Origin of the sequence: Pseudoalteromonas sp. SR41-4 (assembly GCF_014163985.1) — a bacterium.
In the GTDB taxonomy this organism is placed as follows: domain Bacteria; phylum Pseudomonadota; class Gammaproteobacteria; order Enterobacterales; family Alteromonadaceae; genus Pseudoalteromonas; species Pseudoalteromonas rhizosphaerae.
This window is the reverse complement of sequence record NZ_JACJEI010000018.1, coordinates 40,271-53,658: the sequence shown is the minus strand read 5'-3', so window position 1 is coordinate 53,658 and position 13,388 is coordinate 40,271. Positions and strand designations below refer to the sequence as shown.

The following is a 13,388-nucleotide window of genomic DNA, read 5'->3' as shown; positions in this document are numbered from 1 at the left end:
TGCAAAGGTGAAAAATGAACTTACAGAGTATTCGAATCAAGAGCTCACTCCCAATTGTGTTACTTGGGATTGCGATAATAGTACTGATAGCAGGCTACACGCACTTAATTAACTTACAAAAAGATGCGTTAGAAGCACAATCTGAGCGATTTTTAAATGCTATTTCAGTAGTGGTTAATAGTGATCGTGATCTCTACCAAGCTAAGGTAGCTGAATTACACTTAGTAACCAATAAGATAGGTAATGCCGAAGAACTGCAAGATCATCAAGAAAACGCACAGCAAGTGACCGATCGTTTTAATCAATATTTACATTTCTTATCAGCCTACCCGCAAGTAACGACGCAGTTTACTGGCTTTGATAGTGCCTTTGAAAAATGGTTATCAGCATCAAACGCGTTTATCAACGACCCGCAAAACAAGCAAAAAAATCAGCAGGCCAATACAGAGTTTGCAGCGCTGCGCGATATTTTAGATAAAGCAGGTGAACAAGCTGAGTTGACGTCGAAACAAGAAAAACAAAAATTGCTTGAGAAGATAACTACAACGAAATTGTTTTTACTGACTATGGTGGTGGTGCTGTTAGCCATTTCAGCTTGGTTCAGTTATGTGATCCCACGTCAGTTAACGAAGCAAATGCATTACGTGACTGCGAGAATTAATGATATTGCCTCTGGTGATGGTAATTTAACAGGACGTATAGCGATAGAAAGCCAAGATGAATTTGCCGAGCTGGCAACGGCATTTAATCGTTTTTTAGATAATTTGCAGCAACTGATCCGTGATATTTTAGGCCAAGCTAATGAGCTTAACCATTTAGGTACTGATTTAAGTCAGTTCGCAAATCAAAATAATCAGATCACTCAAAAACTCAGCCAAGCATCAGAATCAATTGTCAGTGCGGTTCATCAAATGAGTGTTGCTAGTCGCGAAGTGGCTAATGTGGCGCAGCAGTCTTCAAAAGAAGCTGATAACTCACAGCAACTGGCTAAGCAAGGTTTAACGGCTGTGGCTAATTCGAGTGATAAAATAGTCGCGCTATCTGAAAATATGGAACATGCCAGTAACAAATCAACCGAACTGCAACAAAGCTCTGATAATATAGCTAAAGTGCTGGAAGTGATCCGCGCGATTGCAGAGCAAACTAATCTACTTGCGTTAAATGCTGCTATCGAAGCGGCGCGTGCTGGCGAACAAGGGCGGGGGTTTGCGGTGGTCGCCGATGAAGTACGCACCTTGGCAACGCGTACTCAAGAAAGTACCAACGATATTCAAAAAATGGTTGAGCAGTTTGCCAATAGTGTCGAGCAGTCTTTAACGGCAATTAATGGTGGCAAACGCTTTGCAGATGAAGCCGTAGCATCGTTTACGCAAACCAATGATGTACTTAATGCGATGCAAGAGTCATCAGTAAAAGTGAATGATATGGCTATGCAAACAGCCCAAGCTACCGATGAGCAAACAGCAGTAGCTGAAGAAATCAGTCATAATTTATCATCATTGAACGAACAAACCATGCAAGGTGGCGAGCTGGCACGTTCAACTGAAGAAGTTGCGGTAAGAATGAACCAATTAACCGATGAATTAAGCCGCCTAGTGCAGCGCTTTAAAGTTTAATTGTTTGCTGTAGGCAATAAAAAAGGGTTCGAGAGAACCCTTTTTTGCGTTGTTAGTATCTAATACCAATCGACTTAAATATTTAACCATTCTAGCGCGCTAAATAAAGCGCTAACTGCGTTAGTAATTTTTCATGTACGACTGCATGGATGCAAGAGGTAGAGCAATGCAGGAGCAATTGCCGAGAACAACTACATGTCAAAATCTCTGCCTTGTTACCACTGTATTTTTCTGTCGCTATAAATGGTCAGTAACTTAAAACGATTGGTATAACGTTTACTTTTTTTCGAAAGCGCGCTTCATAAAGTTCGGTGTTGCTAATGCGCCATGGTGAATACCATTATTGTAATACTCTGTAGTTTGCGCAAGCTCTGCTGCTGCGTCTTCTCTAAAACCGGCGAATGCTTCATCTTTACGAGCAAGTGTTACTGACCATAAACCACTTGGGTAAATAGGTTGTGGGAATGGCAGTGTTTGTAAGTCGTTAAAGCCTACATCAGTCATCGCATCGCGCATTTCAACCAGTAATGGCATATGCATAAGCGGTGATTCACTTTGTTGTACCATAATGCCGCCAGGGCGTAGTGCATTTAAACAGCTCGTGTAAAAGGCATGGTTGAACAAACCTTCACCAGGACCGACTGGATCAGTGCCATCAACAATCACGATATCGATTGATTCTGCTGCAGCTTCACGCATGTATTTAATACCGTCGTCAAACATTACTGTAGCGCGAGGATCTTGGTTTGCTTCACATAACTCAGGGAAGTATTTAAGTGACATTTGCGTCACTACTTCATCGATATCGATTTGTGTAACAGACTCAACGCCCGGGTGCTTGAGTACCTCACGTAAAGTGCCGCAGTCACCACCACCAATAATAACTACATTTTTTGGGTTTGGGTGTGCAAGTAGTGCAGGGTGGCTGATCATTTCATGGTAAAAAAAGTTTTCACGGCTAGTTACCATAGTACAACCGTCAATAATCATTAGATTACCGAAGTCTGTTGTCTCGTACATTTCGACTTTTTGAAAAGGCGATTGCTGTTCTTCTAGCTTTTTGTTGATGCGCATAGAAAACGCACTGCCGTCACGTTCACTGATTTCTGTAAACCATTTACTTTGATCTAAATTTGCCATGTCGCTAGTTACACTTTTGAGTTGAGTATGAAAAAGGGGCAATTCTGCCAGTGCTTGGCGTTTTGCTCAATGAAATTTTATCAGTATAGCGAATATATTTTATCTTAGCTTTGGCTTAAAGGTCATTTTTTGTTAGCGTAGAGGGTTATGACGTACTAAAATGCGTGATTCCGCGAAACTTGTTAACTATAGAAGAATTTGCCATGACTTGGGGTTTAGATACAGCACGCTCTACATATAACGTTGCTCATTGGAGCGATGGTTACTTTGATATTAATAGCCAAGGTGAGCTGGTTGCTTTCCCAGATGGCGATCAAACGAAAGCCGCTATTTCATTAACCGAGTTAACGGAACAATTTAAAAAGCAGGGTTTAACGTTACCAGTATTAGTACGCTTTACCGATATCTTGCAAAATCGTGTAGATACTATGACCAGCGCATTTAGTAGCGCGCGCAATGCCCGTGCCTACCAAGGTCAATATACTTGCGTATATCCGATCAAAGTAAATCAGCAGCGTTCAGTAGTAAGTAAGTTATTGGCGCACCCAAGTGGCTTAGTCGGTTTAGAAGCCGGTTCAAAGCCTGAGTTAATGGCGATTTTAGGTGTGGCAAAACAACCGATCACTATTGTTTGTAATGGATACAAAGACAGTGAGTTTTTACGTTTAGCATGTATTGGCCAAGCGATGGGCCATAAAGTTAAAATCGTAGTTGAAAAGCTATCTGAGTTAACAACGTTATTAGCCGAGATTGAAGATCTAGGCATCGAGCCTGCCATTGGTATTCGCATCCGTTTAAACTCAGTGGGTAAAGGGAAGTGGCAAAATACCGGTGGCGAAAAAGGTAAATTTGGCTTAACAGCTGGGCAAGTATTAACGGCCGTCGAAGTACTCAAAAAACACAATAAGTTGCATTTAATGCAAATGGTGCATTTTCATATAGGCTCACAAATTGCCAATATTCGCGATATTCATCGTGCTTTACGTGAATGTTCACGCCACTTTGCAGAATTAAGCCAGTTAGGTGTGCCATTAAATACCGTTGATGTAGGTGGTGGTTTAGGCGTTGATTACGAAGGTTCTGGCTCGCGCAGTGCCTGTTCAATGAACTACACAGTAGAGGAATATGCTCGTAATGTGGTGAATGCGTTTGCTGAAGTGTGCGAACAGCATGACTTAGCGCATCCGGCTATTATTACTGAATCAGGCCGTGCGTTAACTGCTCACCACGCAGTGCTGATCACTGATGTGATTGATGTTGAGCAAGCACCAAATCACAGCAACCCTAGTGCACCTGAGCCAAATAGTGCGTTAGTGTTAGATGAAATGTGGCAGTGTTTACAACGCTTAAACCCACGTATGGCGCTAGAAATTTACCATGATGCAATGCACTTATTTAGCGAAGCGCATGACCAATACGTACATGGTTTAGTAAGCATGTTGGAGTGGGCGAAAATAGAGCAGCTGTATTTTACTATTTTGCATCGCGTGCGAGCGTCATTAAGCAATGCGCGTGCTCACCGTGAAGTACTGGATGATTTAAACGAAAAATTAGCCGACAAATTATTTGTGAATTTTTCATTGTTTCAGTCATTGCCAGATGTCTGGGGGATCCAGCAATTATTCCCGGTAATGCCGATTGAAAACCTTGATAAGCCGTTAACGCAACGCGCAATCATTCAAGATATTACCTGTGACTCAGATGGGCAAATTCGTGAATATGTTGAGGGAGCAGGGATCGAAACAAGCTTACCTATTCCACAATATGTACCTGGGCAACAATACCACATTGCGATGTTTATGGTGGGAGCTTACCAGGAGATTTTAGGTGATCTACATAACTTATTTGGTGATACTGATTCAGTCCATGTAGAGCTCACCGAACAAGGTTATCAACTAACCAATGCGATCAAGGGTGATAGCGTTAAGGATGTATTAAAGTTTGTTGATTATGATAGCGATATTTTCTCGGATAACTTTGCTACCACAGTACAGCAACTCGACATTAGTGACTCTATTAAGCAGCAGTATTTAGCTGAGCTAAATGCGGGCCTTGAAGGGTATACATATTTTGAAGATTAATTGCGATACTCTTGTATTGCATTCTAAATTGCCGAACAGTTTTAATGAAAGGAATTAAGTAGTAATGTCTTGGATCCGTTGTGTTTTTAGTATTTTCTTTTACACCATAAATACACTAATTTGGTTTGTTCCCATTTTTATTTGTGGCCTAATTAAACTTATCCCTATCAAACCGTTACAAAAGTTAATGAGTTGGACAGCTAAGCAATGCGCCTCTATTTGGGTTACGTTTAATACGTTAAATCAAAAGTTATTAACACCAACCAAGCTAAGTGTTACCGGCCTTGAAGAGCTCAAACTAAAAGACTGGTACTTAGTGATTGCCAATCATCAGAGCTGGGTGGACATTTTAGTTTTACAGCGTGTGTTTAATCGTAAAATTCCATTTTTAAACTTCTTTTTGAAAAAAGAATTGATATACGTTCCTGTTCTGGGGCTATGTTGGTGGGCGCTCGACTTCCCTTTTATGACTCGTACCAGCAAAAGCCAATTAAAAAAGAATCCTAAATTACGTGGTAAAGATTTAGAAACAACCCGTAAAGCCTGTGAAAAGTTCAAAGAAATGCCGGTGAGTGTGGTTAACTTCGTTGAAGGTACTCGCTTTACAGCGCAAAAACATTCGCGTCAAAATAGCCCGTTTCCTCATTTACTCAAACCTAAAGCGGGTGGGGTGGCGTTTGTGATGCAAGCTATGGGTGAGCAAATCTCTAAAGTGGTAAATGTCACTATTCAGTATCCTGAGGGCATTCCTACGTTTATGGATTTTGCCAGTGGACGAGTAAAACAAATTAATATTTATGTAGAAGTGATGCCGGTAAGCCAAGAGTTGATAGGTGATTACACGGGAGATTCTGAATTTAGAGTACGTTTTCAATCAGAATTAAATCGCTTATGGCAAGAGAAAGAACAACAGCTTAGCGAGTTTGAGCAAAAACTTAAGTCATAGTCGCAAATGCTAATAGGTAACGGCCCAAATCAGTACTGTTAAGCTTGTATTGGTTTTGGGTTTGTTACAGTGTTAAGCAACAATCAATATAGCTAAAATGACTGTTATTGAGCCTCCCGCAGCAAGGAATTAGAATTATCATGACGACTCCAACTCATTTACAGCAATTTGTGCAGCCTTGGTTTCAGGGGATGCCTGACACAGTATTATTCAGTTCTCTTACAGCCACTGCAATTGGGGTGTTCTCGCTGTTAGTGGTGTATTTATTTACCCGCCGTTTAATGCTACCAGGTATTCAAAAGGTGGTGACTAAACTTTCTCCTGAGCGAATTGGGCTATTGGCGCCTATGCTGACAAAACTTAATCGTCGTTTTGCCGGGATGTTGTGCTGTGTATTATTCTTAGCAACATTTGATAGTGTTTATCCAGTTACTGAATTTGCTGCTGAAGTGCTGAAGACGATTGGCCAAACTTTATTAATTATTCATGTTGGCTTTATCATCAGCAGCATAGTAAGTATTGCAGGTGGCATTTATAACCAACTAGAGTTTGCTCGCGAAGTGCCGATTCAAGGGCTGATCCAAGTAGTAAAACTTATTACCTTTATGATTTGTGTGATTTTGATTGTCAGTATCGTACTGGAAAAATCGCCAACCTATATTCTTTCAGGCTTCGGGGCAATTGCTGCGGTGACCTTGTTAGTATTCAAAGACACTATATTAGGTTTTGTAGCCAGCATTCAAATTGCAGCAAATCGTTTAGTAACCTATGGTGATTGGATCCAAGTAGATAACTATGGTGCTGACGGCGAAGTAATTGACCTTGGGTTAAATACCGTAAAAGTACGAAACTGGGATAACACTATCACCACTATCCCCACTTATATGCTGGTGGCCGGCTCATTTAAAAACTGGCGTGGTATGCAAGAATCTGGAGGTCGTCGGATCAAGCGCTCACTCAATATAGATATGAATAGCATTCGTTTAGCTGATGACGAGCTGACTAAAACGATTTCTCAAACTATCGCGTTAAAAGAATATATTAAGATGAATACCTTACCTGATCCGGTATCAAATTTAGGGTTATTTCGTCGTTATGCTGAAGGATATTTAAAGCAGCACAGTAAAATAAACACGTCACTGACATTAATGGTGCGGGAGTTACAACCGTTAAATCATGGCCTACCGATAGAGTTTTATTGTTTTAGTGAAGATAAGCGCTGGATATCGTACGAGCATCTGCAAGCAGAGATCATGGATCATCTACTTGCGGTATTACCTATTTTTGACCTACGCGCTTATCAAAGTGTCTCGGGGCAATTTAGTCCTGCAGCAATCACCCCAACCGCTATTAAACCTACCATTAAAGTGGCAAATAATACTGAAGTAGGCCAAGGCTAACAAATACGATTAATAGCCACCAAATAGGTGGCTTTGCTAACCTTAGCCATGCAAAAGCTGCAACAACAATCACAATATGCCAAATGTTGTGAACTGCGGATGTCCAAATTGGTGAATACAATGCAGCCGCTAAAAAACCCACCACAGCGGCATTAAGCGCGGCAATACAGCTGGCAAAGCGGGGGCGTTCAGATAATTGCAGCCAGCTTTTTTGAAATGCTAACATTAATAAAAAACCAGGAGTAAAAATCAGTAAGGTTGCAATCACCGCACCAACAAGCGGCTGCTCGCTATTAAGCTCTGCGCCTAAATAACTAGCAATGGTGAACATTGGCCCAGGCACCGCTTGTGCGCTGGCGTAAGCTGATAAAAATTGCTCAGTGTTTAAACTTGGTAAGCCAGCTTGAAGTATCGGCAATACCACATGACCGCCGCCAAAAACCATAGCCCCAGCTTGATAAAAGGGTGCAAAATCTGCAAATTGAGAACCTAGTGGGACAAAGCTCACTAGCAATAATAGTGCAAATAGAATGAGTGCAGGCCAGTTAACTGTGCGCTGCTTAGTTGCTGTTTGATTACTTTGAGCTAGATTAAGCAATGGCCATATTGCGCCAATAGCAGCGGCTGCTAATAGAACCAATATTTGACTGCTCAGGCTCGGTAATAAGATCAGCACTAAGGTACTTAACATAGCAAGCGCTTTGAGTACCCAGCTAGTACAAAAGCTTTTTGCCATACTCAGCGTAGCATCGGCCACAATTACTACGGCAAATAGTTTTAAACCGGCAACTATTGCAAAGTAAATAGCATCAAATTGGTGGGCGCTAATCGCTAATAAAGCCATGATCAAAAAGGAAGGTAAGGTAAAGCCAACAAAAGCAGCAATACCGCCTAATACGCCTGCTCGCTCCACACCAATAGCAAAACCCACTTGGCTAGACCCAGGTCCAGGCAGAGCCTGACTAAGACTGATTAGTTGTGCATAACGTTGAGCATTGAGCCATTGCAAGTTATCAACAAAATGACGTTTAAAATAACCTAAATGTGCAGCTGGCCCGCCAAAGCTCATGCAACCAAGTAAAAAAAACTGCTTAAAAATAGCTAGTAACATGAATTCTCTCGTTTCTTATTGCCGTAACAGCTTAGTATGACAAAATTTCGTGACAATTTTATGGTTTTTAATCTTTGTACCTGTCTACAATGTAAAAAAGGCTTTGTTAAAGTTAAGTAGTTATGCGATTTATTGTTTATATTTTTATAATTTTTGCCTTTATAAACTATGCCTATGCTGCAAATGAACCTAATGCGGCTGTGCAAAAAATATCGTTAGCCGTGGATCATGCACCACCGTATAGCCAAATTAATCAAAATGGTGAAGTATCAGGCGCGATTGTTGATATTTTTCGGGAGATGAAAAAGCAACTTCCTTTTAAGTTAGAGCTGGTTGGTTGCCCATTTTCACGCTGTGTAAGAATGTTAGAGCAAGGCGAAGTTAATGCGATGGGAGGTTTGATCCTCACACCTATGCGTCAGCAAGTAATGCAATTTGTAACCCCACCTTATATGGTTTTAACCTCGTCATTTGTATTTTATGCACGCGAAGATAGCCAATTACAAATCAACAACTATGACGATTTATATGGTAAAAAAATTGCGATTATGCGAGGTGCCGTACATTTTAAACGTTTTGATGAAGACGATGAACTGACTAAAATAGCTGTTTTAACAGAAAGCACAGCTATTAACCTATTATTGAAAGGGCGTGCAGATTTAGTTATTGCCGTTGAAGATACCGCGGATCATGCTATGAGTGTGCTGAATCAGCCAGCCAAAAAACTGGTTAAAATGCAGTATCGTTTTAATGATACAATCTATGGTTATCTCGCTTTAAGTAAACAGTTTTCAGTAACCCCATTAGCGCAGCGGGTTGATGCGCTAATGAAAACAATGGCTGCCACTGGTCAGCTAAATACATTAATTGCTCCCTATGAACTTCCTCCTCTTAACGAGCAAGCGCTGAGCTTTTAACATCTTCTTCATATTTCGTTCATTACAATGTTTGCATACTAGCTGTTAATGAAAGAATTAATAACCAAGGAAATACCATGACTTTAACCAAACCATTACTAACAGCGACTATTGTTGGATTATTATTAACGGGTTGTGAGACCACCAACACAGGAATGGGAGCTGGTATTGGTGCAGCTACAGGCGCAGTACTTGGTAAGGCAACCGGAGATCATGATGATAAACGTATCTTCATTGGTGCCGCTATTGGCGCGCTAGCCGGCGCTGCGGTTGGTGACTATATGGATAAACAAGAAGCGGCTTTTCGTGATGAGTTAGCCGGCTCCGGTGTTGAAGTTGTGCGTGAAGGCGATAACTTACGTTTAGTGATGCCAGCTAATATAACTTTTGCCACCGATCAATCGTATATTTCATCTGGCTTTCATAACACCCTTGATGCTATTGCTAAAGTGATGAATAAGTACGAAAAAACTTATTTAAGTATTGAAGGCCATACCGATAGCACAGGTAAAGATAGCTACAACATGACGTTATCGCAACAGCGTGCGCAGAGTGTGAAAGGTTACTTAGTGAATCAGCAAATTCTAGCTGGGCGTATTAGTACACGTGGTTACGGCGAAACTCGCCCAATTGCCAGCAATGACAGTGCCAACGGCCGCGCGCAAAACCGCCGCGTGGAAGTTCAAATTGTACCAAATACTAAAGGTTAATGTTTTATCTCAATCATTTGCTACCTAAGCAAATGATTGAGATTATTTACCGCTTACCGCTTACCGCTTACCGCTTACCGCTTACCGCTTACCGCTTACCGCTTCAATCCCTATTAAACTGCAGCTCACATAATTTTTGATAAAGTGGATTACTCGCTAGCAATTGTTGATGAGTACCTGTTGCGATTATCTCTCCGTGCTCCATTACCACTATCATATCAGCATGTTTTACTGTGGCGAGGCGGTGGGCAATGATAAGCGTAGTACGGTTTTGCATTAAATGTTCAAGCGCAGCTTGTACATGATGCTCACTTTGCGCATCTAAAGCGCTGGTTGCTTCATCGAGTAACAGTATTTCTGGGTCTTTTAATATTGCTCTTGCTAATACAATTCGTTGTTTTTGGCCGCCTGATAAGCGCACCCCTTGCTCGCCTAAAAAGCTCTCGTAGCCGTTAGGTAATTGTGCAATAAATTCATCCGCGTGAGCATGCTTAGCGGCAGCATATACTTGTTCGTCGCTTGCATCTGGGTTGCCATAACGAATGTTATGCATCACATCAGAGCTAAATAAAATCGGGTTTTGTGCCACCATGCCCATGCTGTTTCTGAGTGTATTAAGGGATAGATCTTTGATATTAATATCATGAAACTTAATGTCGCCACCGGCAGGGTCATAAAAGCGTTGTAGTAATTCAAATAACGTGGTTTTACCAGCACCTGACGGACCAACGATTGCTACTGTTTGGCCTTGTTCAATCGTTAATGAAATAGTTTTTAAGGCGCTCACATCAGGACGCGATGGATAATTAAAAGTTACTTTATCAAGACTAATGGCTGGAGCGTTAGAGTTGTTATGTAATAACTGATCTTGTGGTGCTGCAGGGTTTGTGATCTCACTTTTAACCGCGAGCAGTTCAAGTAACCGCGCCGCAGCGCCCGCTGCACGTTGTAGCTCGCCATATACCTCAGCAACGGTTGCTACCGACATCGCTACCATAATGGCGTAAAACACAAATGCACCTAACTCACCGCCAGTCATTGTGCCTGCCAGTACATCACTACCACCTATCCACAGCATCACGCTAATTGCGCTAAAGGTCAAAAATATTACTGCAGCAATTAAAAATGAGCGCTGTTTAATGCGGCTTTTCGCAACGTTAAAGGCTTTTTCGGTCTCTAGTGCAAAAGCGTGTTGTTCGCGTTGTTCGTGGCTATAGCTTTGCACTACTTTAATATTTTGAATTATTTCTCCCGCATAAGTGCTGATATCGGCAATCGCATCTTGGCTGGAGCTGGCAAGTTTGCGTACTTTTTTACCAAAAATCATCATGGGTACTAACACCAGCGGCACACAGGCAACTACAACTAAAGTGAGTTTTAAGTTAGTAAATAACAACATGGCTAAACCACCGACTAGCATCAGAGCGCTGCGCAGTGCCATTGAAAATGACGAGCCAATGATTGATTGCAACAAAGTGGTGTCGGTTGTTAAGCGCGACATTAATTCGCCACTGCGGTTTTCTTCAAAGTAACTCGGGTGCAGGGTGACTATGCGATCAAATACCGCTTTACGAATATCATTACTGACGCGCTCACCAATCCATGACATTAAATAAAAACGGCTGAATGTTCCTATGGCTAATAAGCTGATCAAGCCAATTAGCACGATTATGGCTTGTTTTAATTGTTCTTGAGAGCCCGCAATAAAGCCGTGATCAATAACAAATTTAACTCCTTGGCCCAATGATAAATTAACCCCGGCAGTAACAAGTAATGCTGCAAGAGCTGCAAAAACCACCCATTTATACGGCTTAATAAACTGAAAAATAGGAATTAAACTACTAAAAGCAGCTTTGTCTTTTTGCTCGGTTTTACTATTGCTCATAGTGGATTCTTTTAGATGAATAGGGTATAGATATGGTTACTTAAATCATAATTTCAATAACTAACTAAGGGACTAACCATGACAACTGAAAAAGTAACGGGCGAATTTAACGTTAAACTCAATCCTATTGAAGGTTATGCAAAGGGCATTGATGGCGTAAACCTGGGTCGTATGTCGATTGATAAAACGTTTACAGGTGAGCTTGATGCAACCAGCACTGGCGAAATGCTCAGTGCCATGACCGCAACTCAAGGCAGTGCCGGTTATGTGGCAATTGAACAAGTAGTTGGCACACTTGCAGGTCTTCAAGGCAGCTTTGTGCTGCAACATTTTGGCACTATGGATAAAGGCCAAGATTCATTAATTTTAAACGTGGTGCCAGATTCTGGCAGTAATGAACTTGCAGGCCTTAGCGGAAAAATGGCAATTCGCATCGAAGCAGGTATACACATTTATGATTTTGAGTATCAATTATAAGCGATACAGCCATGCAGAAAATAATTGAGTTTAAAAAGCAGCGTGGCTTTTTTAGAGGCGGTATTGATATTGACGCACTTAATGAGCGAATTTATCAATTAAACCAAGATGGCTGGAAAGTAATAAATGTTAGCGCCTCTACAGGATTATACGGCCAAGTTTATGCATACATCTTACTTATTGAAAATGAAGAACTATAAGGAATATAAATGACGTTATCACTGTGGCTAAGCTTAGTCGCCATTTGTATGATGGGTGCAATGTCTCCTGGGCCAAGTTTGGCTGTGGTGTTAAAACACAGCATTCATGGCAGTATGAAGAACGGCATGTTGGCAGCGCTGAGTCATGGTGTTGGCGTCGGTTTTTATGCTGCAGCATCGTTACTTGGCCTCGGTGCACTAATGTTGCAATTTCCTACTGTGTATCAAGTGTTAGTTTACTTAGGTGCAGCGTACTTGGCATATTTAGGGGTTAAAATCTTATTAGCCAAACCAAGTAATAGTGAGTTAAAAGTGGCTCAGCAAAGTGGCAGTGCAAAACAAGCCTTGCAAGACGGCTTTGCTATTGCGTTTCTAAATCCTAAATTAGCGGTATTCTTTTTAGCCCTGTTTTCACAGTTTATAGATCCTGCCAATCTCAGTTTTAAGGTCGGTTTGATTATGTGCTTAACGGTTTTTACTATTGATACTGGCTGGTATCTGATTGTTGCAGCATTGACAGAGCTTTCAAAGAAGCGCTTTGCTTTTACTAAATCATCCCCATGGTTTGATAAAATATTAGCGGTGATTTTTATTGGTCTAGCAATAAGGGTGGTGCTAATGGTGTAGTTTATTAAACTTAACTAATCCTTACTACTTCCCTTTAAAGCTGTTTTTAGCAATTTCTAATTCACCTGTGTAATAGTGGCTTATGACTGAGTTATTCCGTTAGTCAGTCAATTTATTTTACGTTATCTACATGATCGCAGCACTTCTAAACTAAGTTCCTCACCTTGCTAGCTATTGCCCTTACTGCTGCATACGTATTCATCACACTTATTTTACTTTTTAGTTACACTTTATTGGTTTTATTTTATCCACAATTTCAAAACAAACAGCACACAATT

12 protein-coding genes are annotated in these 13,388 nt (G+C 41.1%); 9 read left to right on the top strand and 3 right to left on the bottom strand.

Annotation, left to right across the window (positions count from 1 at the left end; all coding sequences use genetic code 11):
• Positions 1-14: 14 nt before the first annotated feature.
• On the top strand, positions 15-1,616 hold the full coding sequence (locus tag H5180_RS14850; protein ID WP_182758473.1) for a methyl-accepting chemotaxis protein: 1,602 nt from the start codon (positions 15-17) through the stop codon (positions 1,614-1,616).
• A 276-nt stretch (positions 1,617-1,892) separates the two neighbouring features.
• On the opposite strand, the gene speE is transcribed toward H5180_RS14850, so the two are convergent.
• Positions 1,893-2,756, bottom strand: a complete 864-nt coding sequence (gene speE, locus H5180_RS14845) for a polyamine aminopropyltransferase (protein WP_145241990.1) — start codon at positions 2,754-2,756, stop codon at positions 1,893-1,895.
• A 203-nt stretch (positions 2,757-2,959) separates the two neighbouring features.
• Here speE and speA point away from each other — a divergent pair, with 203 nt between their 5' ends.
• The 3 genes from speA (at position 2,960) to H5180_RS14830 (ending at position 7,183) form a co-directional block, all read left to right on the top strand.
• Positions 2,960-4,837, top strand: a complete 1,878-nt coding sequence (speA, locus tag H5180_RS14840) for a biosynthetic arginine decarboxylase (RefSeq protein ID WP_145241988.1) — start codon at positions 2,960-2,962, stop codon at positions 4,835-4,837.
• Between the two features lie 64 nt (positions 4,838-4,901).
• Positions 4,902-5,783 carry an acyltransferase gene (locus H5180_RS14835; RefSeq protein WP_145241986.1) on the top strand — a complete coding sequence of 294 codons (882 nt, stop codon included), beginning with the start codon at positions 4,902-4,904 and terminating at the stop codon, positions 5,781-5,783.
• 140 nt (positions 5,784-5,923) lie between these two features.
• Positions 5,924-7,183, top strand: coding sequence for a mechanosensitive ion channel family protein (locus H5180_RS14830; RefSeq protein ID WP_145241985.1), 1,260 nt, complete (start codon positions 5,924-5,926; stop codon positions 7,181-7,183).
• Here the strand turns inward: H5180_RS14830 and chrA are convergent.
• Complete coding sequence (gene chrA, locus H5180_RS14825; protein ID WP_149983071.1) at positions 7,146-8,294, bottom strand: chromate efflux transporter; 1,149 nt, start codon at positions 8,292-8,294, stop codon at positions 7,146-7,148. The genes H5180_RS14830 and chrA overlap by 38 nt on opposite strands.
• Positions 8,295-8,416: 122 nt before the next feature.
• On the opposite strand from chrA, the gene H5180_RS14820 reads away from it, so the two are divergent.
• Together H5180_RS14820 and H5180_RS14815 are read left to right on the top strand one after the other, a co-directional pair.
• On the top strand, positions 8,417-9,211 hold the full coding sequence (locus tag H5180_RS14820) for an ABC transporter substrate-binding protein (RefSeq protein WP_182758472.1): 795 nt from the start codon (positions 8,417-8,419) through the stop codon (positions 9,209-9,211).
• Between the two features lie 77 nt (positions 9,212-9,288).
• On the top strand, positions 9,289-9,921 hold the full coding sequence (locus H5180_RS14815; protein WP_149983073.1) for an OmpA family protein: 633 nt from the start codon (positions 9,289-9,291) through the stop codon (positions 9,919-9,921).
• A 103-nt stretch (positions 9,922-10,024) separates the two neighbouring features.
• Here the strand turns inward: H5180_RS14815 and H5180_RS14810 are convergent, their stop codons facing one another.
• Positions 10,025-11,806, bottom strand: coding sequence for an ABC transporter transmembrane domain-containing protein (locus H5180_RS14810; RefSeq protein ID WP_145241977.1), 1,782 nt, complete (start codon positions 11,804-11,806; stop codon positions 10,025-10,027).
• 78 nt (positions 11,807-11,884) lie between these two features.
• Between H5180_RS14810 and H5180_RS14805 the strand changes: the two genes are divergently transcribed.
• From H5180_RS14805 to H5180_RS14795, 3 genes are read left to right on the top strand one after another with little or no spacing between them, the layout of a single operon-like run.
• Positions 11,885-12,283: a DUF3224 domain-containing protein gene (locus H5180_RS14805; protein WP_145241975.1), complete on the top strand. Its 399-nt coding sequence runs from the start codon at positions 11,885-11,887 to the stop codon at positions 12,281-12,283.
• 11 nt (positions 12,284-12,294) lie between these two features.
• Positions 12,295-12,483: a hypothetical protein gene (locus H5180_RS14800; RefSeq protein WP_145241973.1), complete on the top strand. Its 189-nt coding sequence runs from the start codon at positions 12,295-12,297 to the stop codon at positions 12,481-12,483.
• 9 nt (positions 12,484-12,492) lie between these two features.
• The gene (locus tag H5180_RS14795) at positions 12,493-13,110 is read left to right on the top strand and encodes a LysE family translocator (protein WP_145241971.1); all 618 of its coding nucleotides are present in this window, start codon (positions 12,493-12,495) and stop codon (positions 13,108-13,110) included.
• Positions 13,111-13,388 lie beyond the last annotated feature (278 nt).

What these genes read in the sequence shown, in the direction of transcription:
- H5180_RS14850 (WP_182758473.1), top strand. Translation starts at nt 15, where the DNA reads ATGAACTTACAGAGTATTCGAATCAAGAGCTCACTCCCAATTGTGTTA.
- speE (WP_145241990.1), bottom strand. Translation starts at nt 2,756, where the DNA reads ATGGCAAATTTAGATCAAAGTAAATGGTTTACAGAAATCAGTGAACGT.
- speA (WP_145241988.1), top strand. Translation starts at nt 2,960, where the DNA reads ATGACTTGGGGTTTAGATACAGCACGCTCTACATATAACGTTGCTCAT.
- H5180_RS14835 (WP_145241986.1), top strand. Translation starts at nt 4,902, where the DNA reads ATGTCTTGGATCCGTTGTGTTTTTAGTATTTTCTTTTACACCATAAAT.
- H5180_RS14830 (WP_145241985.1), top strand. Translation starts at nt 5,924, where the DNA reads ATGACGACTCCAACTCATTTACAGCAATTTGTGCAGCCTTGGTTTCAG.
- chrA (WP_149983071.1), bottom strand. Translation starts at nt 8,294, where the DNA reads ATGTTACTAGCTATTTTTAAGCAGTTTTTTTTACTTGGTTGCATGAGC.
- H5180_RS14820 (WP_182758472.1), top strand. Translation starts at nt 8,417, where the DNA reads ATGCGATTTATTGTTTATATTTTTATAATTTTTGCCTTTATAAACTAT.
- H5180_RS14815 (WP_149983073.1), top strand. Translation starts at nt 9,289, where the DNA reads ATGACTTTAACCAAACCATTACTAACAGCGACTATTGTTGGATTATTA.
- H5180_RS14810 (WP_145241977.1), bottom strand. Translation starts at nt 11,806, where the DNA reads ATGAGCAATAGTAAAACCGAGCAAAAAGACAAAGCTGCTTTTAGTAGT.
- H5180_RS14805 (WP_145241975.1), top strand. Translation starts at nt 11,885, where the DNA reads ATGACAACTGAAAAAGTAACGGGCGAATTTAACGTTAAACTCAATCCT.
- H5180_RS14800 (WP_145241973.1), top strand. Translation starts at nt 12,295, where the DNA reads ATGCAGAAAATAATTGAGTTTAAAAAGCAGCGTGGCTTTTTTAGAGGC.
- H5180_RS14795 (WP_145241971.1), top strand. Translation starts at nt 12,493, where the DNA reads ATGACGTTATCACTGTGGCTAAGCTTAGTCGCCATTTGTATGATGGGT.